Source organism: Nitratireductor thuwali, from assembly GCF_036621415.1.
Lineage (GTDB): Bacteria > Pseudomonadota > Alphaproteobacteria > Rhizobiales > Rhizobiaceae > Chelativorans > Chelativorans thuwali.
In genome coordinates this window covers 3,365,181-3,387,473 of record NZ_CP030941.1, presented here as the reverse complement: position 1 = coordinate 3,387,473, position 22,293 = coordinate 3,365,181, and the positions used below count along the sequence as shown (strand labels likewise).

Below are 22,293 nucleotides of genomic sequence, written 5' to 3'. Positions count from 1 at the left end.
GGCCTCGGTGATTGGCTGCAACCCCTCAACCTTCGTCATCCCAGGGCGGAGCCGAAGGCGGAGACCCTGGGATCCATGCCGTTCCTTCTGTGACCACGCCCAACGCTTCCGGCACCCGGAACCCTATGCCGGGGGCGGCGCGGCCTTTGCGACTGGCACGGCATGGATCCTCGGGTCGAACAGCCCGAGGATGACGAAGTGGAAAGGTGGTGCCGCAATCGGAGGCGCGGCATTTTCGGGATCGTCAACCACATCGGTCCTCACATCGGCAAGGACTCTTCGGTCAGCTCGCCTCGCGCATCTGCTCGGCCGTCTGCAAATCCACGGAGACGAGCTGGCTCACCCCCTGTTCGGCCATGGTGACGCCGAACAGGCGGTTCATGCGGGCCATGGTGATCGGGTTGTGGGTGATGATGACGAAGCGGGTCTCCGTGGAGCTCGCCATCTCGTCCATCAGGTTGCAGAAGCGCTCGACATTGTGATCGTCGAGCGGCGCGTCCACCTCGTCGAGCACGCAGATGGGCGCGGGATTGGTCAGGAAGACGGCGAAGATCAGCGCCATGGCCGTCAGCGCCTGCTCGCCGCCCGAAAGCAGCGTCATGGTCTGCGGGCGCTTGCCCGGCGGGCGGGCGAGGATTTCCAGCCCCGCCTCCAGCGGATCGTCGGATTCGATCAGTTGCAGCTCGGCGGTGCCGCCGCCGAAAAGATGGGTGAAAAGCCGCTTGAACTGCTCGTTGACGACGTCGAACGCGGCCAGCAGCCTTTCGCGCCCCTCGCGGTTGAGGCTCTGGATGGCCGAGCGCAGCTTGCGGATGGCCTCGATCACGTCCTCGCGCTCGGAGACGATGTGCTCCAGCCGCTCGCTCAATTCGCGCTGCTCTTCCTCGGCGCGCAGATTGACCGCGCCCAGCCGCTCGCGCTCGATCTTCAGCCGCTCCAGCCGGCGCTCCAGCTCGGCCATGTCCGGCATGGGACCGGCAGGGTCGAGTTCGGCCTGCCTGATGACCAGATGCGGCGCCACGCCCAGCGCCTCCTGGATGCGCGCTTCGGCCTCCTTGCGCCGTTCCTCGGCGGCGGCCTCCCGCTCCTCGGCCCGCGCCCTGCCCTCGCGCGCGCTGGAAAGGTCCTGGATGGCGGCGGCGGCGCGCTTGTCCAGCTCGGCCTGCCGGGTCTCGGCCTCCTGCAGGCGGTCCGCCGCCTGCCTGCGCAGCGCTTCGGCCTCCGAGATCTGCGACAGGAGCTGGCGGCCCTGCGCCTCGATCTCGTCGGGCGCATCGGCCAGCTTCGCCAGTTCGCCTGCTGCCTCGGCGCGCCGCTCGCCGAGCGCGGCGATCTGCTTGTTCGCGTTTTCGGCGCGGGCGGTCCAGTTCTGGCGCTCGCGGGCGATCGCTTCCAGCCGCTGCCGGCGCGCTTCGGCCTCCCGTTTCAGGCCCTCATGGGCCGCGCGTGCCTCGGCCGCCTTGCCGCGCGCCTCGGTCACCTGCGACGATGCGCTGTCGAGCCGCGCCTGGAGCTCGGAAAGATCCGGGGCGGAGGCCAGCGCCGCCTCGGCCTTGTCGACGGCGTCCACCGCCTCACCATGGTCCTCGGCCAGCCGGTTACGCGATTCCGTCAGCGCGCTGCGCCGGCTTGCCAGTTCGCCCGAAGCCTTCTCCGCCTGCGCCAGCGCCTCGCGGGCCGCGCCCACCGCGCGCTGGGCCGAGCGGAGCCGCTCGCGGACCGCCTGCTCGTTCGCCACGGCCTGGCGGAGCGCCTGCTCCTTTTCGGCCAGCGCCGTCTCGGCGCCGGCGACGGCCTCGGCCGCCTGCCCTGCCTCCCTTTCCAGCTCGGCAAGGCGATTTTTCTGGGCCAGCCGCTGGGCCGCGGCCGTCGGCGCATCGGCGCTCGCGCGATAGCCGTCCCACCGCCACAGCGCGCCATCCCGGCTGACCAGCCGCTGGCCGGGCCGCAGCAGGGCTTGCAGCCGCGCCCCGTCTTCGGGCTCGACAATGCCGATCTGCGCCAGCCTGCGCGCAAGCTGGGCCGGGGCCTGCACCAGTTCGGACAGCGCGCGGGCCGGCGCCGGCAATACCGGATCGTCCTCCATGGCCCCGGCTCCGCCCCAATGGGCGGGCGCGGCCGGGTCGAGCGGCACGTCGAGATCCTCGCCGAGCGCTGCGCCCAGCGCCGTCTCGAAGCCGCGCGCCACCTGCACCTGTTCCAGAACGGCGGGAAACCTGGCGTCGTCGCCGGCATTCAGGACGCGCTCCAGCGTGCGCGCTTCCGTCTCTATGCTCTGCAGCCGCGTCCTGGCCTCCGAAAGCGGCTGGCGCGCTTCGTTCTCGGCCGCGCGCGCGGCGAACACCGCCTGTTCGGCCTCGATCGCATCCCGTTCCGCCTGCTCCTGGCCGGCCAGCGCCGCCTCCAGCTCGCGCTGCTTTTCGGCAGGGTCGGGAAGCGCGCCGATGCGCGCGGCGATCTCCTGCAGCTGGCGGTCCGCATCGGCAAGCTGGCGCGCCAGCCGGTCGCGCCGTTCGGTCGTGTCGCGGATGGCCCGCTCGGCCTGGCTGCGCACGGCGCTGGCTTCGGCCTTCTTCGCCGTCAGCTGCGAAAGCGCGTCCTCCTTGCCGGCATGGTCCGTGCTGATTTCGGCCAGCGCCTGGCGCGCCTCCTCCTCGCGGCCGCCGGCACCGGCTTCCGCCTCGCGCAGGCCCGCTTCCTCCTCGGCCAGCCGCTTCAATATGTCGGCATTGTCCCGCACCATCTGCTCTTCGCGGGCCATGTCGGCATTCATCTGCTCGACGCGCTTTTCAAGCTCGGCGGCGCGGTTGCGAATGCGGGCGGCCTCCTGCTCCATCTGCGTGCGGGCGATGGTCAGCCGTTGCAGGGCGGCGGCGGCGGAGGCCTCGGCCTCGCGCAGTTCCGGCAGGCGCTTGGCCGCGATCGCCTGCTGCTTGGCGGCTTCCATCTGGGCGCTGGCCCGTTCGGCGACCTGGCTGGTGGCGGCGGAAAGCGCCGACTTGGCCTCGGCCTCCTGCTCCTTCGCCTGGCTCCAGCGCAGGTGCAGCAGCGCCGCCTCGGCCTTGCGGATTTCAGCCGAAAGGTTCTTGAAGCGCGAAGCCTGGCGCGCCTGCCGCTTCAGGCTCTCGATCTGGCTTTCGAGTTCGCCCACCACATCGTCGAGCCGTTCCAGGTTCTGCTCGGCCGCGCGCAGCCGCAATTCGGCCTCGTGCCGGCGCGAATGCAGGCCGGAAATGCCCGCCGCTTCCTCCAAAAGCGCCCGGCGGGCCTGGGGCTTGGCCTGGATCAATTCGCCGATGCGCCCCTGCCCCACCATCGAAGGCGAGCGGGCGCCGGTCGACTGATCGGCAAAGAGCAGCTGCACGTCGCGGGCGCGCGCCTCCTTGCCGTTGATGCGGTAGACCGAGCCCGCCTCGCGCTCGATGCGGCGCGAAACCTGCAGTTCGTCGGCATCGTTGAAGCTGGCGGGGGCCGTGCGGTCCGAATTGTCGAGGAAAAGCGTGACCTCGGCCGTGTTGCGGGCGGGCCGCGTGCCGGAGCCGGAGAAGATCACGTCGTCCATGCCGGAGGCGCGCATGTTCTTGTATGAGCTTTCGCCCATCACCCAGCGCAGCGCCTCGACGAGGTTGGACTTGCCGCAGCCGTTCGGCCCGACGACGCCGGTCAGCCCGCGCTCGATGACGAACTCTCCGGGCTCCACGAAGGATTTGAAGCCAAGCAGGCGGAGCTTGCTGAATTTCATGCGCGCATGCTCCCGCGTGCGCGCATGGTGCTGCCGGCGCGGCCTGCCCCTTTAGAGAAGGGGGTCGATGATCGCCGACATCTCCTCAATCGACATTGCTCCCGAATACTTCTTCCCGTTGATGAAGAAGGTGGGCGTCGCGTCCACGCCGAATTCCTCGGCCGCACGGTTTCGCACGCCTCTCACATCGTCCAGAAGTTTCTGGTCCGTCAAGCATGCCTGGAACGACTCTTGTGTAAAACCGCCCAGTTTGGCGATTTGCAGCAATGCGCCGCTGGCATCCTGCGCCCGCGCCCAGTTGTCCTGCTGCTTGAACAGCACATTGACCATCGGGAAATATTTGTCGTCCGAACAGCGCGCCAGCATGAAGGCGGCCTCCGCGCGCGGATCGAAGGGAAACTCGCGCATGATGAAGCGCACCTTGCCGGTGTCGATGTATTTTTCCTTGAGCGCGGGATAGGTGTTGTTGTGGAAGCTGGCGCAATGGCCGCAGGTCATCGACGCATATTCGACCACGGTCACGGGCGCATCCTCGGCGCCCAGCGCCTTGTCTTCGAGCGGCCCCGGCTGCAGCAGCTTTTCCATGTCGACGGTTCCGGTCGGTTCCGGCGCGTCCACGGAAGCCGTTGTTTCGGAGGACGGGGTGCTGCCTTGTTGCGCCTCGGCGCTGTCGCTGCAAGCCGCCAGGAGCGAGACTGCCGGAAGTGCGGCGATGGTTGTAAGAACGCGCCTGCGCGAAATCGTTCCGGTCATGCGAATCACCCTTGTTCCTGTGAGAATGCTACCCGCCCCTCGGCGGAAAGCGATAGTTCGCGTGAAATAGGGCAAAGCCGGGTCCAAGCCAAACGCATATTGCCACAGCCCGCTCACGAAATCGCGAGCGGTTGCCGCGGGGCCTAGCGGCCGAGCACGCTGGCGCCCAGCCTTTCCAGGCTTTCGCGCAGGCCGTCATCGTCGATCTTGCTCGTGATGCGGCCGAGCTTTTCCTTCTGATCGGCCGATAGCGGTTTCGGCGGCGGCGGCTTCCGGCTCGTTGCCGTTTCCACCTTTTTCTGCACGATCCTGACCCGGCCGATCGCGTTGAAGCCGAGGAAGGCGTTGGCCCGGTCGATGATCTCCATCGTCTCGTGCTGCACATGCAGGGCGGCAGGGCCCTCGCAGGCGATGATCAGCGTCGCGGGCTGAAAGGGGTCGTCCTCGTGCATCCGGCGCGGCCAGGCGATCTTCTCCGGGCGCGTCCGCGAGGCCAGGCGGTCGCCGACGATCTCGGCCCAGCTCTGGACGAGGTCAATGGAAAGCCCGGCGCGCCGGCGCAGCACCGGATCGAGCAGCGCGCTCGCCAGATCGCTCACCGGCACGGCATGGCCGCCACGCCATTTGCCCGTCATGCCGATACCGCCAGTCGATGCGCCATAATGATTTCCTTTGGCCCGATATTAGACTAATCGACCATTCCATGACACAGCAAATCGACAGGCGCGCAGCCCATATGGCCGGATGCGGAACCGGCGATCTGCCGCTCGCCGACAGGCTTCTTGCCTGGTACGACCGCAGCCACCGGCACCTGCCGTGGCGCGTCAGCCCCGGCGACCGCCGCGCCGGCATCGTGCCCGATCCCTACCGCGTTTGGCTGTCGGAGATCATGCTGCAGCAGACCACCGTGGCCAGCGTCAAATCCTATTACGAGACCTTCCTGCGGCGCTGGCCCGACATCGGCGCGCTGGCGGCGGCGCATGTCGACGACGTCATGAAGGCATGGGCCGGGCTCGGCTATTATTCGCGGGCGCGCAATCTCAAGAAATGCGCCGAAACGGTCGCCGGCCGCCACGCCGGCATCTTCCCCGACACGGTCGCCCGCCTCAAGGAACTGCCCGGCATCGGCGACTACACCGCCGCCGCCATCGCCGCCATCGCCCACGACCGGCCGGTGGCGGTGGTCGACGGCAATGTGGAGCGGGTCGTCGCGCGGCTTGCCGCCATCGCAACGCCGCTGCCGGCGGCCAAGCCGGCGATAAGGGCGTTTGTCGAGGAGGTGCTTTCGCGCGACAGGCCGGGCGATTTCGCCCAGGCCACGATGGATCTCGGCGCCACCATCTGCACCCCGCGCCGCCCCGCCTGCATCCTCTGTCCGCTGGCTCCCGACTGCAAGGCGCTGGCCGCCGGCACGCAGGAAGCCTTCCCCGTCAAGCCGGACAAGGCCGACAAGCCGCAAAGGCGGGGCGCGGCCTTCGTCGCCGTGCGCGCGGACGGCGCCGTGCTGCTCAGGCAGCGCCGCGCGGAGGGGCTGCTCGGCGGCATGAGCGAGGTTCCCGGAAGCGCCTGGAATGCGCGGATCGACGGCTCGACCGGGCTGGAATCGGCCCCGTTCGCGGCCGACTGGAAGAAATGCGGCGCCATCACCCACACTTTCACCCATTTCCGGCTTACGTTGAGCGTCTATCGCGCCGAAATACCGGAGAAGGAAGCGCCGCCCGGCCACTGGTGGTCGATGCCGGCCGAACTTGCCGGCGAGGCCCTTCCCACCGTCATGAAAAAAGCAATAGAAGCGGCTATAGAAGGCGCCACGAAGAAACAGCAGCAAGGGTAAAAAGATCCATGAGCAGCGTTCGCCACATCGTCTTCGACATCGGCAAAGTCCTGATCCACTACGATCCCGAACTCCCCTATGCCCGCCTCATCCCGGACGAAGACGAGCGCCGCTGGTTCTTCGCCAATGTGTGCACCCACGAGTGGAACCTGGAGCAGGATCGCGGCCGTCCGTGGCACGAGGCCGAAGCGCTGCTCATCGCCGATCATCCGGACCGGGCCGACCTCATCCGCGCGTTCAGGCTGAACTGGCACGAGATGGTGGTGCCTCACTACGCGGATTCGGTCGCCATTCTCGAAGCCCTGATCGAGGACGGCCATGACGTGACCATGCTGACCAACTTCGCCGCCGACACTTTTGGGGAGGCGCGCGAGATGTTCGATTTCCTCAGCAAGCCGCGCGGCGTCACGGTCTCCGGCGAGATCGGGCTCATCAAGCCCGACCGCGAAATCTACGACCATCACGCCAAGGCGTTCGGGCTCGATCCTGCCGCAACCCTTTTCATCGACGACAGCCTCAAGAATGTCGAGGGCGCGCGGGCGGCCGGCTGGCAGGCGGTGCAGTTCACCGGCGCCGGCCAGCTCAAGGCCGACCTCGAGGCGGCGGGGATCGCGGTTTACGCGCCCACCGCCTGAAGGCTCTGGCGGGCCACCTGACGCAGCGCGTCGATGGGTTTCAGCTCGCCGTCCTGCTCATAGTGCCAGAAGGTCCAGCCATTGCAGGCGTCGAGCCCCTGGACGCGGGCGCCCAGGCGATGGATGGAGCCGGCCTCCTGGCCGACCGCGATGGTGCCGTCGGCGCGCACGCTGGCGGTCCAGCGCTTCTTGGCGTCGTAGAGCTGCGCGCCGGGCTGCATCAGGCCCGAATCGATCAGGCTGACGAAGGCCACGCGCGGCTCCGCCCGCTTGCCGCTCACCACTTCCAGGCTGGCGCTGTCGAGCCTTTCCACCGAATCGATGCGCCTGCGGGCCGCGTCGATATAGGTCTGGTCGCGCTCGATGCCGATGAAATGACGGCCGAGGCGCTTGGCCACCGCGCCCGTCGTCCCCGAGCCGAAGAAGGGGTCGAGCACCACGTCGCCCGTCTTCGTCGAAGACAGGAGCACGCGGGCCAGCAGCGCTTCCGGCTTCTGGGTCGGATGCAGCTTCCGGCCTTCCTCGTCCTTCAGCCTTTCGCCCCCCGTGCAGATCGGAAAAAGCCAGTCGGAGCGCATCTGCACGTCGTCATTGGCCGCCTTCATGGCGTCGTAGTTGAAGGTGTAGCTCTTGGCGTTCTGGTCGCGCGAGGCCCAGATCATGGTCTCATGGGCGTTCTGGAACCGGCGTCCGCGAAAGTTCGGCATGGGGTTGGTCTTGCGCCAGACCACGTCGTTGAGGATCCAGAAGCCCAGATCCTGCATGATGGCGCCCACCCGGAAGATGTTGTGATAGGAGCCGATCACCCAGATCGTGCCGCTCGGCTTCAGGACGCGGCGCGCCGCCAGCAGCCACGCGCGCGTGAAGGCGTCATAGGCGGCGAAGCTCTCGAACTGGTCCCAGGCATCGTCGACCGCGTCGACCTTGGACTGGTCCGGACGGTGAAGATCGCCGTCGAGCTGCAGATTGTAGGGAGGATCGGCGAAGATCACGTCCGCCGATTTTTCCGGCAGGCGCGAAAGCGCGGCCACGCAGTCGCCCTTCACGATCGTGTCCAGCCATTCCGATTTGGCCGGAGCGGAGGAAAGCTCCTCCAGGCGACGCACAGCAGACATACGCAAACCTCAAACTGACACTGTTAATTCTGGCCGTTATGGTTACCGAGGAGGGTAAATTTTCCGTCAAGGAGGCTGCCGAATTGCCGGCGCCGGCGGACTGTGTAATGTTGCCTCGGGGAAAGGATGCGATGCGTTCCTGAATGGAGAACTTTCATGCGACCAGTTCGCCTGCTTGCCTTCCTAGCCGCCCTGTTCTGGGTGGTTCCAGCCTTTTCCCAGACCGGCAAAACCATCATCGTCCTCGATGCATCAGGCTCCATGTGGGGCCAGATTTCCGGTGTCACCAAGATCGAGATCGCGCGTGAGGCCTTGCGCGAGGTCCTGGCCTCGGTCCCGCAGGAAAGCCAACTTGGCCTCATCGCCTACGGGCACCGCGAGAAAGGCTCCTGCTCGGACATAGAGCTTGCCGTTCCCCCCGCGCCCGGCACGGCCGCGGCGATCACGCAGTTCGCCGACCGGCTCAACCCCAAGGGCAAGACGCCGCTGACCGACGCCGTGCGCATGGGCGCCGAAACGCTGAAATACCAGGAGGACGCGGCCACCGTGATCCTCGTCACGGACGGGCTCGAGACCTGCGAGGCGGACCCCTGCGCGCTCGCCGCCGAGCTCGAAGCGGCCGGCATCGACTTCACCGCCCATGTCGTCGGCTTCGGACTTTCCGACGACGAAGGCCGGCAGGTGGCGTGCCTGGCCGAAAGCACCGGCGGCCGGTATTTCAAGGCAGACGATGCCGGACAATTGGCCGAGGCGCTGCAAAGCACCGTCGCCGCCACGCCCGAGCCTGAACCTGAGCCGGCGTCCCTGGAGTTCAACGTCAAGGCCACGGCCAAGCTGTCCGATGACGGTCCGGCGCTCGAAAACAGCAACGAGGTGCGCTGGGACTTCCATCCCATCCTCGCCGACGGGCCGTCGGCCAGCAGCGAGGCCGGCGGCTATGGCGGCGTGTTCGAAGCCAGCCTGCCCGAAGGCCGCTATCTGGTCCGCACCAGGATTGGCCGCATCACCAAAGAGCAGGAAGTCGACCTGTCGGCCGATACGATGCAGGAAATCGTCGCCGTGCTCGATGCCGGCCGCGTGACGGTCACGCCGAAGCGGTCGGCCGAAGATGTCGAGGCCGACAAGAACGCGCGGGTCGATGTCGCTTTCGAGGGCGGCCAGGACGGCGGCTACGGCAAGACCTCGGTCTATGCGGCGGCCGGTCCCATCACCATCACCGGCAAGATCGGCAAGGCCACAGCCGAGGAGAGCATGGAGCTTGCCGCCGGCGCCGACATCGCCGTCGAAATGGTCATAGGATCGGGCGTCGTGGTCCCCGCCGCCGTCTATGCGCAAGGCGGTCCCGAAGTGGAAGGCTCCAGCGTGCGCTTCGACGTCGAAGCGGCCAAGGCCGACATCAACGGCAACCGCAAGAAGATCACCGGCCAGTACGGCCCGGGCGGCGGCATGGACGTGCCGCCCGGCGACTATCTGCTCGTCGCCAGGCTCGGCCAGGCGCAGGCAAGCCAGCCGGTAAGCGTCAAGGCCGGCGAGCGCACGGAGACTGTGATCAACCTGAATGCCGGGGTGCTTGCCGTCTCGGCGCCGGGCGCCTACCGCATCGATTTCCTCGAAGCCACGAAGAACATCCAGGGCCGGCAGGAGAAGATCACCGGCACTTACGGCGAGGAAGCGCAGGATACGTTCCATCCGGGCGAATATGAGGTGCTCGTCACCTATCAGGGCGACCGGGCGGAGGAGCGCCGCAAGGTGACCGTGACCGCCGGGGAACGCACGGAAATCGCCATCGAATAGCCGCTTGCGCCATTCGATAGCTGTTCCGGCGATTGATATCGCACCCGCCACGGCCTATTTGGCGGGTGCGTTTTTTCTTCCCCGATAATGGATATGCCATGCCCTCCCCCGAACTCATCATCTTCGACTGCGACGGCGTTCTGGTCGATTCGGAGATCGTCGCCGCGCGCGTCGAAGCGCAGATGCTGCGCGAGGCGGGCTATGAGATTTCGGCCGAGGAGCTCGCGGAGCGCTATTCCGGCCTGACCTTCCGGGATATCCTGTTGTCCATCGAGCAGGAGGCGCAGATGCTGTTCCAGGCGTCGCTGATCGATCACGCCGAAGCGAAGGTGGACGACAGGCTGCGCAAGGAGGTCAAGGCGATCCCTGGCGTCGCCGAGGCGGTCGCCGGACTGTCGCTCAAGAAATGCATCTGCTCGAACTCGAGTTCGCAGCGCATCGACGCCATGCTTAAGCGCACGAGGCTCGCCCCGCTGTTCGAGGGCGTCATCTTTTCGTCGCTCGAAACGCCGAGCAAGCTTCCCAAGCCCGCGCCGGACGTGTTCCTCCACGCGGCCGAGCGCATGGGCGCGCGGCCCGGCGCCTGCTTCGTGGTCGAGGATTCGGTCCACGGCATCACCGGCGCGCGGGCGGCCGGCATGCGGGTCATCGGCTTCACCGGCGCCTCCCACAGCCATCCCCGCCACGCCGACATGCTGATGGAGGCGGGCGCGGAAACGACCGTCAGCCGCATGCACGACCTCGGCGGCGTCATCGCCGCCCTGTCGGAATTTTCGGCCGATATCTGAGGTCCCGGCTCTCCCTGCGGTCTTCGACCGGGTTGGCGGAGGTCAGTTCGAGGCGCAGCGTCCTACGGCGTGTCGTAAGGGCCCTCGTCGTAGCCGACGAAAAGCTGCACGCCCCGGTCTATGCCGCCGGGAATGGCGATGTCGGGGTCGGTGAACAGGAACTGCGTGGCGCCCGCCGTGTCGCTGATCGACACCTGATGCTTGAAGAGCTGGGAATAGATCACCTCGTCGCCGCGCATGGCCGCGATGCGGATAGGCATGGTGATGGTGCCGACCCGGCCGCTGGGGCCAGGCACGATCCTGCCGGCCACGGCCACCGTGATCGAGGGCGTCCCCTGGTATTTGCAGGCGCGGGTGACGTCGTCGATCGACGCCTGGTAGATGATCTTGCTGTCGTCTCCTTCGGCGCCCCTTTCATAGGTGCGGAAATAGGCGGTGCCTTCGCGCAGCGAAACCGGCGGGCAATAGGCGCGCAATTCGCTCTCGCGTATCGCCTCCGCCGCGGGTTCGGCGTTCTGGGCGCCGATGCCGAGATTGGGCCCGCTGCCCTGCTGGCAGCCGGCGAGAATGGCGGAAGATGCGAGAAAGGCGGCGGCGGCGATGCGCCTTTTTGAAATGCTTTGCACGAAAAGCCCCATGAACTGCACTTTCCTATGGTGAGGTTGATGCTCTATACCAACCGCGCGACGAAAATTCGACCTGTAGATTTCGGGTTTTTGGTTCAGAGCCTGAACGAGAATTCGGCGGCTGGGGCCGGCGAGGGATTTTGGGTCCTGAGATGAGGGATGGACGCAGGCAATATCGGGGAATATTGGCAAGTCCAGCCTTCTTCTCGGGGACGAAAGACCCGCCGGACCGGACCGGCAGAGCTTTCGGTCAGGCTCTCACTCCTGATCGCCCCGACAACCGGAAGACATGATGACGATGGAATATGTGAGCACGCGCGGCCAAGCGCCAGTCCTTGGATTTGCCGACGTGCTGTTGCAGGGCCTGGCGCGCGACGGCGGCCTCTACGTGCCGCGGACATGGCCGCAATTTTCCGCCGCCGACATCCGCGCCCTGCGCGGCCTGCCCTATGAAGAGGTGGCTTTCCGCGTCCTCAAGCCGTTCGTGGGCGGGGAGATCGCGGACGCGAAGCTCAAATCCATCATCGGCGAAACCTATGCGACCTTCCGCCACAGGGCGGTCTGCCCGCTGGTCCAGAGCGGGCCGTCCGACTTCATACTCGAACTGTTCCACGGCCCCACTTTGGCCTTCAAGGACGTGGCCATGCAGCTTCTGGCCCGCCTCATGGATCATGTGCTGGCCGAGCGCGGCGAGCGCGTGACCATTGCCGGGGCGACCTCGGGCGATACGGGCGGCGCGGCCATCCATGCCTTCGCCGGCATGAGCCGGGCCGACGTCTTCATCCTCTTTCCCCACGGCAAGGTCTCCCCCGTTCAGCAGCGCCAGATGACGACGTCCGGCGCGGCCAATGTCGAGGCGCTGGCCATCGAAGGCAATTTCGACGATTGCCAGGCGCTGGTGAAGGCGATGTTCAACGATCACGCCTTCCGCGACGGTGTGGGACTGGCCGGCGTCAACTCGATCAACTGGTCGCGCATCATGGCGCAGATCGTCTATTACTTCACCTCGGCCGTCACCCTCGGCGCGCCCGACCGCACCGTCTCCTTCACCGTCCCGACCGGCAATTTCGGCGATATTTTCGCCGGCTATGCCGCCGCACAGATGGGCCTTCCCGTCGGCCGCCTGGTGATCGCCACCAACGAGAACGACATCCTGGCCCGCACCCTCGACAGCGGCGCCTACACCACCCGCTCGGTGGTCGCGACCACCTCGCCCTCGATGGACATTCAGGTCTCGTCCAATTTCGAGCGCCTGCTTTTCGAGGCTTCCTCGCGGGATGCGGCCGAGGTTCGCGGCAACATGGAAAGCCTCAAGCAGTCCGGCGGGTTCACCCTCACCGGCGAAACGCTGGCCCGCATACGCGAACGCTTCGAGGCCGGGCGGGCGGGAGCGGACGAGGCGTCCGCGACGATCCGGGATCTTTTGAAGAACAACGATTATCTGGCCGATCCCCACACGGCCACCGCGCTTCGCGTGGCCGAAACGCGGCGGCGCGAGGGGGAGACGATGGTGGTGCTTTCCACCGCCCATCCCGCGAAGTTCCCGGCCGCCGTCGCGGCGGCATGCGGCGTGACGCCCTCCTTGCCGGAGTGGCTGGGCGACCTCATGGAAAGAGAAGAAAAGTATACGGTCCTTCCATCGGACCTGAAAATGGTGGAAGATCATATCAACCGCCGGAAGGTCCGTTGAGATTGAGGTTTGGCAAGGCGAAAATGGCGCTTTTTGAGAGCCGGCTCGGCACGTACATAAGGTACTTGAGCACCGGCAGCGCGGAAAAGCGCCATTTGCAGCCCGCACGAACCTGAAAATCACCGGGCCTGATCAAGGGCGGATTAATACTGGTAGGGAGTGAGTTCCGCATGGGTGTAGAGGTAAGCCGTCTGTCGAACGGCTTGACGGTCGCAACCGAAACCCTTCCGCACATGGAATCCGTTTCGCTGGGCATATGGGTGAAATCGGGTTCGCGCAATGAGCGGGAAGACGAGCACGGCATGGCCCACCTGCTCGAGCACATGGCTTTCAAGGGCACCGGCAAGCGCAGCGCGCTGCAGATCGCCACGGACATCGAGGATGTCGGCGGCGAGATCAACGCGGCGACGAGCGTGGAGACGACCGCGTTCTACGCGCGCGTCCTGCAGGACAATCTGCCGCTCGCCATCGACATCCTTGCCGATATCCTGACGGATTCGAAGTTCGAACCGGCCGAGCTGGAGCGCGAGCAGCACGTCATCCTGCAGGAGATCGGCGCCGCCCACGACACGCCGGACGATGTGGTGTTCGACCGCTTCACCGAAACCGCGTTCCGCCATCAGGCGGTCGGGCGCTCCATTCTCGGCACGCCGGAAACAGTGGAATCCTTCACCTCCGCGCAGCTTCACGGTTTCCTGGAGCGGCAATATGGCGCCGACCGCATGGTCGTCGTGGCCGCCGGCGGCGTGAAGCACGACGACTTCGTCCGCGAGGTCGAATCGCGCCTCGGCACCTTCCGCGCCAAGGCCGAGACCGCCGTGCCGCAATACGCCCACTATGTGGGCGGCGACTATCGCGAGGATCGCGACCTGATGGACGCGCAGATCGTTCTTGGCTTCGAGGGACGCGCCTATCATGTGCGCGACTTCTACGCCTCGCAGGTCCTTTCCATGATCCTCGGCGGCGGCATGTCATCGAGGCTGTTCCAGGAAGTGCGCGAGAAGCGCGGGCTCTGCTATGCCGTCTACGCCTTTCACTGGGGCTTTTCCGATACCGGCATATTCGGCATTCATGCGGCGACCGGGCGCAGCGATATCGAGGAGCTGGTTCCGGTCATCCTTCATGAGCTGCAAAGGGCGGGCGAGAGGATCGATCAAACCGAGCTCGAAAGGGCGCGCGCCCAGTACCGCGCCGGGCTCATGATGTCGCGCGAAAGCTCCGCCAGCCGCGCCTCGCAGATCGCCCGGCAGTTACTGCTCTATGGCCGCCCCATCGAGATGGAAGAGCTGATCGACCGGCTTTCGGGTCTGACCGTCGAGCGGCTTGCCGACCTTTCCGCGCGGCTGTTCACCTCCAAGCCGACGGTGACCGCGGTCGGTCCCGTCGGCTCGCTCGCCCCGTATGAGGCGATCAGCGACACGCTGATGACGCGGCGTCAGATGCCCCGCAGACTGGCCGTCTGAGACTTCGGCGGTCATGCTCTTGCCGCCCTTCTTCCGCCGAGACATGCCGGCGCTCGAGGGCGCAAGGGTGCGGCTGCGCGCACCGCGTCCGGAGGACTACGAGCCCTGGGCGGCGCTGCGCGGGGAAAGCCGCGCCTTCCTTGAACCCTGGGAGCCGAGCTGGGCTCCGGACGAGTTGACCCGCCGCTCCTTCCGTCTTCGGCTGAAGCGCTACCGCTCCGAATACGACCGGGGGGCCGGCATATCCTTTTTCGTTTTCGAGAAGGAAAGCGGGCAGCTTGCCGGGGGCATCTCGCTGTCCAATGTGCGGCGCGGTGTCGCGCAGGCGGCCAGCGTCGGCTACTGGATGGGCGAGCGGTTCGCCGGCCAGGGCCTCATGCTCGACGCGCTCGGGGTCGTTATCCCCTTCGCATTCGAGCGCATGAGGTTGCACCGCCTGGAGGCCGCCTGTATTCCCGAGAACAAGCGTTCAATACGATTGCTTGAAAAAGCCGGATTTCAGCGCGAAGGACTTGCCAGGTCCTACCTCCGGATCAATGGCTCATGGCACGACCATTTTTTATACGCGATTGTCGCTGGGGCATAAGATGTATCTGTCCGTAATTCGAAGAGGCTGACGTTGCAGCGTATCCCGCCAGTCGCACATCGCTTGTTCCTGATCCTGGCGACGGCCATGCTCATGCTCTCCGGTTTCGTGGCCATCGGAGCCGCGGTCGAACCCATCAAGATTTCGCCCGACGACGTAGCGCTGGACCTTTCCGATGCGGTGGAGATTTACCGGGGACAGGGGGAGAATTTCCAGGTGTCGACCGCGCCCGGCGCGGACGGTATCGTGCGGCGCATCGAGGTGGAGGCCCAGGACGCCGGGTCGACCGGCGACTGGGCCGTCTTCGCGCTGGCCAACACCACCGACGAGCAGCTTGACCGGCTCATCGTCGCGCCGCATTTCCGCCTGGTCGGATCGGGCCTGATCTGGCCGGATCTCGGCTCGCGGCGCATCGCCTCCATCACGCCCAGCGAGGGCTTTGCCCTCGACCGCCAGAAAAGCAGCGACGCGGACGAGTTCCTGGTCACGCTCAATCCCAATACGGTCGTCACCTTCGTTGCCGAACTGTCCTCGCGCAACCTGCCGCAGGTCTATCTGTGGGCCCCGTCCGCCTACAAGGACACGGTCAACTCCTACACGCTGTTCCGCGGCATCGTGATCGGCATCGCCGGCCTGCTGGCGCTGTTCCTGACCATTCTCTTCGTGGTCAAGGGCACGTCCATGTTCCCGGCGACGGCGGCGCTCGCCTGGGCGATCCTGGCCTATATCTCCATCGATTTCGGCTTTCTCAACCGCATCGTCGAGATTTCGCCGGGGACCGAGCAATTGTGGCGGGCCGGCACGGAGGTGGCGCTGGCCGCGACCTTCGTCATCTTCCTGTTCGCCTATCTGAACCTCAATCGATGGCACGACCATTTCAGCTATGGCGTGCTGGCGTGGATCCTCGGCCTGGTGCTTCTGGCCGGGGTGGCGGTAATCGACCCGGCGATGGCCGCCGGCATCGCCCGCCTTTCCTTCGCCGCGACGGCGGTGGTCGGGTTCGGCCTCATCCTCTATCTGGGCTATCAGGGCTACGACCGCGCCATCATGCTCGTTCCGAGCTGGATAATGGTTCTGGTCTGGCTGGTCGGCGCCTGGATGGCGGTCACCGGCAGGCTGGACAACGACATCGTGCAGCCGGCCATCGGCGGCGGCCTGATCCTCATCGTGCTCCTGATCGGCTTCACCGTCATGCAGCACGCCTTTTCCGGCAGCGCGCTTTTCCAGGGGCTGTTCAGCGACATGGAGCGCCAGGCGCTGGCCATCACCGGCTCGGGCGACGTCGTGTGGGACTGGGACGTGCTGCGCGACCGGGTGATCACCCGGCCGGACATCAGCCGTCAGATGGGGCTGCCCGCCAACACCCTGCACGGGCCGGCGCGCTCGTGGCTGCCGCTGCTCCATGCCGACGACCGCGACACGTTCCGCACCACGCTCGACGTCATCCTCGAACACCGCCGCGGGCGCATTTCGCAGAGCTTCCGCGTGCGCGGGGCCGACGGGCACTATCACTGGTTTTCGCTCCGCGCGCGCCCCGTCATCGGCTCGGACGGCGAGGTGATCCGCTGCGTCGGCACCATGGTCGACGTGACCGAGCAGAAGAAGGCCGAGGAGCGCCTTCTGCACGACGCCGTCCACGACAATCTGACCGGCCTGCCCAACCGCGAGCTCTTCCTGAACCGCCTCGATGCCACCATCGCCATGGCGAGCAGCGAGCGCAACATTCGCCCCACCGTCCTCGTCATCGACATAGACCGCTTCAAGCAGGTCAATGACGAGCTCGGCATTTCGGCCGGCGACACCATCCTGCTGACCATCGCGCGGCGGCTGCACCGCCTGCTGAACCCCGGCGATTCGCTCTCGCGCATCGCCGGCGACCAGTTCGCCATGATGCTGCTGTCGGAGCAGGATCCGGCGCGCATCGCCTCGGTGGCCGAGGCCGTGCGCCAGGCGATCGGCACGCCCGTCACCTTCGCGCGCCGCGAGATCGTCCTGACGCCGTCGATCGGCCTGGTATCGTGGACCTCGGCGCAAAGCGCGGCCGAAGAAATGCTCAAGGACGCCGAGCTTGCCATGTATCAGGCAAAACGTTTCGGCGGCGACCGCATAGAGCCCTTCCGCCCCGCCTTCCGCTCCATCGGCACCGACAGGCTGCAGATCGAATCGGATCTGCGGCGCGCGGTCGAGCGGCGCGAGCTGCGGCTGGCCTACCAGCCCATCGTGCGGCTGGAGGACCATTCGGTGGCCGGCTTCGAGGCGCTTCTGCGCTGGGAGCACCCGCGCCGCGGCACCATCCCCCCGGCCGATTTCATCCCCATCGCCGAGAGCTCGGGCCTCATCGTCCAGCTCGGCCTCTTCGCCATGCAGCAGGCGGCCGAGGATCTCCACGCCTGGCAGAAGCAGCTCGGCGACGTGCCCCTGTTCATGTCGGTCAATCTTTCCAGCCGCCAGCTCATCCGCCGCGACCTGGTGGGCGACGTGCGCTCGGTGATCGCGCGGTCGAACATCAAGCCGCGATGCTTCCGGCTCGAACTCACTGAATCGCTCGTCATGGACAATCCCGAGCAATCCGCCCATGTGCTGGCGAAGCTCAAGGAACTCGGGATCGGCCTGTCGCTCGACGATTTCGGCACGGGCTACTCCTCGCTCGCCTATCTCACCCGCTTCCCCTTCGACACGATCAAGATCGACAAGAGCTTCCTCGACGACCCGAGCTCTAAGGGCGACGTTTTGCTGCGCTCCATGGTGTCGATGGCGCACGATCTCGGCCTGTCGGTCGTCGCCGAGGGCGTGAGCGAGGAAGCCGACGCCCAATTGCTGCGCCAGACCGGCTGCGAGTATGCGCAAAGCTTCCATTTCGGCGTGCCGGCGGATGCCGAATCGACCCTGAAACTGCTGCAGGAGCAGTACCCCCTGGCCCAGGCGTGACGGCGCGACATTCACCCATCGCTCCCGGAAGCGGGCCTGAGATCAAGACCGAATTTGCTTCTCCCCTGCTTTGAGTAGGGGGCGAAAATGTGAAAACTCAAGTCTCGGCACGCGCAGAGTCGCAGAAGGGGTGGGGAGCGGCACGGCGGCTTTTATGAGCTCAATCAGGGAAGGCAGACCTGGTCGATAGTCGATACCCCAAGCATGGGAAGTACCTTTGCAAGTTTTCCTTGATCACCATGCGTTGTTCGATAGCTTACAGCCGACAGCTAGTGAGAACGCTCGATGGATTCGGTTACCCAAGCTCTAGTAAGAGATTTCGTTGAAAGCCACGCTCTGACGGGATTGCCTCCTGACAAGCAATTTGAGCATTTTGCGGCGTATAGTGTCATCAGCTCCCACTATACTGAGGAGTTCGAGACGTCCGACTTGGTTGTAGGTGACGGCCAGGACCTAAATGTCGACGCTTTCGCGGTAAAAGTGAATGGTCGCCTTGCCGATGACGCAGACTACATCAATGACGTATTGGCACTGAACGGGTATTTGGACGCTGAGTTCATTATCGTTCAGGCAAAATCCTCCTCCAGCTTCGATGGCGCAGCAATTATTGCGTTGGGGGATAACCTCGTTAACGAAGTTTTCTCCGACAATCAGAAGCTCCCGGTAAATGACGAGGTGAGGAAGCTTGTTGAAATAAAAGAGCGCGTTCTCCAAAATGCATCCCGCTTGAAGGACAATCCTGTCTGTCGTGTATACTACGTTTGTACCGGAAACTGGACGGACGATCCGTATCTAGTGGAGGCAATCAAGCGTAAAAGGCAAGACCTCCTTGATACTAATTTGTTCTCCGATGTAATTTTCGAGGCATTGGGCGCTCGGCAGATTCAAGCACTTTACCGCGCCACGAAGACGAGCATTTCGCGTGAGGTGAAGTTTGAAAAGCTCATCACTCTACCGACAATTGACGGAGTGAGCGCCTCCTATCTCGGCGTACTTCCGGTCACGGAATTTCTCAAGCTGCTTGCTGATGATGATGGCGACATCATCAAGTCGGTGTTCGTTGACAACGTGCGAGACTTCCAAGGTGAAAATCCTGTTAACGCCGACATAGCCAAGACCATCACAGACGGCCTTTTCGACCAGTTCGTACTTCGAAACAATGGAATAACCGTGGTCGCTCGAGACATCAGGGTAACGTCAAGCAAATACGTGCTCGAGGACTATCAGATCGTGAACGGCTGCCAGACCAGTCACGTCCTCTTTGCAAACCAGCATCTGATAACCGGGGACCTCTTCGTCCCTATCAAACTCATCCATACTGTCAGTGAGGATGTTGCGCAGAGCATCATCAAATCGACGAACAAGCAGACCAACGTCGAGGAAAACGACCTCTTGGCGCTCACACAGTTTCAACGCGACCTGGAAGATTTTTATCGAGGGGTGGCAGGCGACACGAAGCTATTCTACGAACGGCGGGCCAAGCAGTATGCCAGCGATGGGAGGATCGAAAAAAGTCGCATAGTCACCATTGGGAACCAGTTGAAGTGCTACGCCTCCATGTTCCTAGATTCCCCTAATCAGGCCAGTCGTTATCAGGGAACATGACCTGCCACGGAACTTTCATCCAGCCGCGATTAGAGCCTCGACCGTTTCTGTTACGCCTTGCGGCGCGGGTTGAGCAACCGGCGGAGGCGCGGAGCCTTCAATTTGCGCAGTGCTGGAGCCGGTTGCGGCGAGGACCTCGGCATAGGCTGCCGGGGTCTGATAGCCGAGCGAGGAGTGCGGCCTCGCTGTGTTGAAATCCTTCACCCAGTCAGCGATGGCGCTGCGGGCATGATCGAGGCCGAAGAACAGGCTTTCGTTCAAGAGCTCGTCGCGCATGCGGCCGTTGAAGGACTCGATATAGCCGTTTTGCATGGGCTTGCCGGGAGCGATGTAGTGCCATTCCACCCGATGATCCTTCGACCAGGCGAGGATCGCGTTCGAGGTGAACTCGGTCCCGTGATCGGAGACGATCATGCCCGGCTTGCCGCGGCGGCCGATCAGATCGGTCAGTTCACGCGCGACACGTCGGCCGGAGATCGAGGTGTCGGGCACCGCCGCCAGGCATTCGCGTGTCACGTCGTCGACGATGTTGAGCACGCGAAACCTGCGCCCGCAGGCGAACTGGTCATGGACGAAATCCAATGACCAGCGCGCGTTCGGCCGCGCCTCGACCAGGATCGGGGCCCGCGTGCCGACAGCCCGCCGACGTGACCGGCGCTTGCGCACAGCCAGTCCTTCCTCGCGGTAGAGCCGGTAGATGCGGTTGATCCCCGATGCCTCCCCCTCGCGGCGAAGCAGGATGAACAGCCGCCGATAACCGAAGCGCCGGCGTTCGTTGGCGAGTTCGCGCAGCCTGCCGCGCAACTCCGTCTCCGGCCGACGGCAGGAGCTGTAGCGGATCATCTTGCGATCGGCACCGATGATCGTGCAGGCCCGCCGCTCCGACAGGCCCATGGCGGACCTCAGATGCGCGACGGCGTCGCGTTTTGCAGCGGGCCCTACCATTTTTTTGTCAGAAGCTCGCGCAGCGCCGCCGCATCCAGCATCTGCTCGGCAAGCAGCTTCTTCAGCCTGGCGTTCTCCTCCTCGAGAGCCTTCAGCCGCTTGGCATCGGAGACGTCCATGCCGCCATATTTGGCTTTCCAATTGTAAAAGGTCGCATCGGAAATGCCGTGCTTGCGGCACACGTCCGCCACCTTCGCACCGGCTTCCTGCTCGCGCAAAACCGCGATGATCTGCTCTTCCGTAAATCGCTTTCGCTTCATCCGTCCGTCCTTCAAACGAGGGCCGGACTCTAATCAAAACTGGAGGAAATTACCCGTGGCAGGTCAAACACTATTGAAGACCGTGAAAGATCGCGTCTTTCAGTCCTCCCACAAGCCGGAATCGTATTTCGTCGCTGCCTTGGCGGCATATCGCTTCGAAATCGCTATTCGCAAACTGACCAACGAAGAGCGCGATATCCGCCCGTTCAAGTACTTCCTACTCTATGCGTTTCGGTCACGTTTTGAAGAGGAAGAGTTCCCTGGCGCAGGCGGCAAGAAGATCGCAACCTATAGCAATGCCCTTAAAGATCAATTGGCCGACACGTCCAAAGCCAAGCAAGCCTTCGATGAAGCCGTCATGATAGTTCGTCAGGCACTTGCAGCATCCGGATTACCGGTCGCCCGCGACAGCGCTAAATCTCGGCCGCTCGTTGAGGAAGTAAAGCGTATTGCCACCGCGCGACGCTTGGCAGCACTCGCCACACCCATTCCAGAGGCTGGCTAGGCCGACCCTCTATGTCCGCTTTCAAGCAACGATCCTAAGAAGGACAACGGCCGAAATGCGGTCGGAACCGGAAGTACCCGGCGCTGGGATCCTTCACCTCCACTCTTGACCCGAGCAAATCACGCCAATTCTCTTCTGAATTCGACAAGGGAGCGGCGCGCGCCTTCACAATCCACTTCCGCCACCGTTGCGCTGATCGGATGCGCAAATCCGGCAGGGGCGCCGCCGGGGTCTCAGGCGTGGCCGGCGGTCTGGCTGAGATGCGTCGGATCTATGCCCATCGATGCAAGGATGCGGTCATAGGCGGTGTCGACGTCGCTGCCGAACAGCAGCTCCGGCGTGGCCGGGATCGCCAGCCAGCCATTCTCGGCGATCTCGTGTTCCAGCTGCCCGGAGGCCCAGCCGGAATAGCCGAGCGCCATGATGGCCTGGCGCGGGCCGCTGCCCGCCGAGATCGCCCGCAGGATGTCGACCGTGGCGGTCAGGCAGATCTGCTCGGAAACGGCCATGGACGAATCCACCATGTAGTCGCCGCTGTGGAGAACGAAGCCCCGGCTGCGGTCCACCGGGCCGCCATTGAGCACCGACATCTTGCGCGCATTGTACGGCAGGCGGATCGACTGGCTGCGCTCCAGGATGCCCAGTTCGACCAGCACGTCGGCAAAACCAAGCTGCTGGGCCTGATTGATCATCAGGCCCATGGCTCCGTCCTCGCCATGGGCGCAAAGATAGATGACGGAGCGCAGAAACCGTTCGTCGCGCATGCCGGGCATGGCGATCAGGAAGTGGTTCTGGAGATTTCCTTCCGTCGAGACCATGATTGCACCGTCTTCGCCTGTTCCAAGAGACTGCCTTGAAAACCGTCAGGGCGAGCCGGGAACGGCGCCTTTCGAGCACCGGCGCGCATAAACGCGGTTCGCCGTCCGCCATCACGACTTTCAAGACAGGCTCTGAGGCAAGCCTACCGCTTTTCCCCCTCGCATGAAAGGGACCGCCGGTTTGATTTTGATGAGCCCTGTTTCAC

Annotated in this window: 17 protein-coding genes; 10 read left to right on the top strand and 7 right to left on the bottom strand. The window is 64.7% G+C overall.

All coding sequences use genetic code 11. From position 1 onward, the window contains the following. Positions 1-283 precede the first annotated feature (283 nt). The 3 genes from smc to NTH_RS16380 form a co-directional block, all read right to left on the bottom strand. Positions 284-3,742, bottom strand: a complete 3,459-nt coding sequence (gene smc / locus NTH_RS16390; protein WP_338531016.1) for a chromosome segregation protein SMC — start codon at positions 3,740-3,742, stop codon at positions 284-286. Positions 3,743-3,793: 51 nt separating this feature from the next. Next, complete coding sequence (locus NTH_RS16385; protein WP_338531015.1) at positions 3,794-4,495, bottom strand: DsbA family protein; 702 nt, start codon at positions 4,493-4,495, stop codon at positions 3,794-3,796. A gap of 143 nt (positions 4,496-4,638) precedes the next feature. After that, complete coding sequence (locus tag NTH_RS16380) at positions 4,639-5,130, bottom strand: DUF721 domain-containing protein (RefSeq protein WP_338531014.1); 492 nt, start codon at positions 5,128-5,130, stop codon at positions 4,639-4,641. Between the two features lie 68 nt (positions 5,131-5,198). On the opposite strand from NTH_RS16380, the gene mutY reads away from it, so the two are divergent. Together mutY and NTH_RS16370 are read left to right on the top strand one after the other, a co-directional pair. Next, positions 5,199-6,329 carry an A/G-specific adenine glycosylase gene (gene mutY / locus NTH_RS16375; protein WP_422392407.1) on the top strand — a complete coding sequence of 377 codons (1,131 nt, stop codon included), beginning with the start codon at positions 5,199-5,201 and terminating at the stop codon, positions 6,327-6,329. A gap of 8 nt (positions 6,330-6,337) precedes the next feature. After that, complete coding sequence (locus NTH_RS16370) at positions 6,338-6,964, top strand: HAD family hydrolase (protein WP_338531013.1); 627 nt, start codon at positions 6,338-6,340, stop codon at positions 6,962-6,964. Here NTH_RS16370 and NTH_RS16365 read toward each other — a convergent pair. Beyond that, entirely contained in the window at positions 6,946-8,079 is a 1,134-nt protein-coding gene (locus NTH_RS16365; RefSeq protein ID WP_338531012.1) for a site-specific DNA-methyltransferase, read from the bottom strand. The genes NTH_RS16370 and NTH_RS16365 overlap by 19 nt on opposite strands. A gap of 156 nt (positions 8,080-8,235) precedes the next feature. Between NTH_RS16365 and NTH_RS16360 the strand changes: the two genes are divergently transcribed. Further along, the gene (locus NTH_RS16360) at positions 8,236-9,873 is read left to right on the top strand and encodes a vWA domain-containing protein (protein ID WP_338531011.1); all 1,638 of its coding nucleotides are present in this window, start codon (positions 8,236-8,238) and stop codon (positions 9,871-9,873) included. A gap of 98 nt (positions 9,874-9,971) precedes the next feature. Continuing rightward, a complete protein-coding gene (locus NTH_RS16355) occupies positions 9,972-10,661 on the top strand; it encodes an HAD family hydrolase (protein WP_338531010.1) in 690 nt (229 codons plus the stop codon). A gap of 62 nt (positions 10,662-10,723) precedes the next feature. Here the strand turns inward: NTH_RS16355 and NTH_RS16350 are convergent, their stop codons facing one another. Beyond that, positions 10,724-11,299 (bottom strand): hypothetical protein, encoded by a 576-nt coding sequence (locus NTH_RS16350; protein WP_338531009.1) that lies wholly within the window; start codon positions 11,297-11,299, stop codon positions 10,724-10,726. A gap of 286 nt (positions 11,300-11,585) precedes the next feature. Here NTH_RS16350 and thrC point away from each other — a divergent pair, with 286 nt between their 5' ends. From thrC to NTH_RS16325, 5 genes are all read left to right on the top strand, one after another. Continuing rightward, positions 11,586-12,977 carry a threonine synthase gene (thrC, locus tag NTH_RS16345; RefSeq protein ID WP_338531942.1) on the top strand — a complete coding sequence of 464 codons (1,392 nt, stop codon included), beginning with the start codon at positions 11,586-11,588 and terminating at the stop codon, positions 12,975-12,977. Between the two features lie 170 nt (positions 12,978-13,147). Continuing rightward, entirely contained in the window at positions 13,148-14,440 is a 1,293-nt protein-coding gene (locus NTH_RS16340; protein ID WP_338531008.1) for a M16 family metallopeptidase, read from the top strand. Positions 14,441-14,453: 13 nt separating this feature from the next. Beyond that, complete coding sequence (locus tag NTH_RS16335; protein WP_338531007.1) at positions 14,454-15,026, top strand: GNAT family N-acetyltransferase; 573 nt, start codon at positions 14,454-14,456, stop codon at positions 15,024-15,026. An 87-nt stretch (positions 15,027-15,113) separates the two neighbouring features. Next, the gene (locus NTH_RS16330) at positions 15,114-17,954 is read left to right on the top strand and encodes an EAL domain-containing protein (protein WP_338531006.1); all 2,841 of its coding nucleotides are present in this window, start codon (positions 15,114-15,116) and stop codon (positions 17,952-17,954) included. A 285-nt stretch (positions 17,955-18,239) separates the two neighbouring features. After that, positions 18,240-19,559, top strand: a complete 1,320-nt coding sequence (locus tag NTH_RS16325) for an AIPR family protein (protein WP_338531005.1) — start codon at positions 18,240-18,242, stop codon at positions 19,557-19,559. A gap of 15 nt (positions 19,560-19,574) precedes the next feature. Here NTH_RS16325 and NTH_RS16320 read toward each other — a convergent pair. Then, positions 19,575-20,764 (bottom strand): IS3 family transposase gene (locus NTH_RS16320; protein ID WP_338531004.1). Its coding sequence is split into 2 segments (ribosomal slippage): positions 19,575-20,512 and positions 20,512-20,764, totalling 1,191 coding nucleotides; the frame shifts between segments, so codons are not numbered across the junction. 55 nt (positions 20,765-20,819) lie between these two features. Between NTH_RS16320 and NTH_RS16315 the strand changes: the two genes are divergently transcribed. Then, on the top strand, positions 20,820-21,269 hold the full coding sequence (locus NTH_RS16315) for a hypothetical protein (RefSeq protein WP_338531003.1): 450 nt from the start codon (positions 20,820-20,822) through the stop codon (positions 21,267-21,269). 233 nt (positions 21,270-21,502) lie between these two features. Here NTH_RS16315 and NTH_RS16310 read toward each other — a convergent pair whose 3' ends face one another. After that, positions 21,503-22,087: a YqgE/AlgH family protein gene (locus tag NTH_RS16310; RefSeq protein WP_338531002.1), complete on the bottom strand. Its 585-nt coding sequence runs from the start codon at positions 22,085-22,087 to the stop codon at positions 21,503-21,505. Between the last annotated feature and the right edge of the window lie 206 nt (positions 22,088-22,293).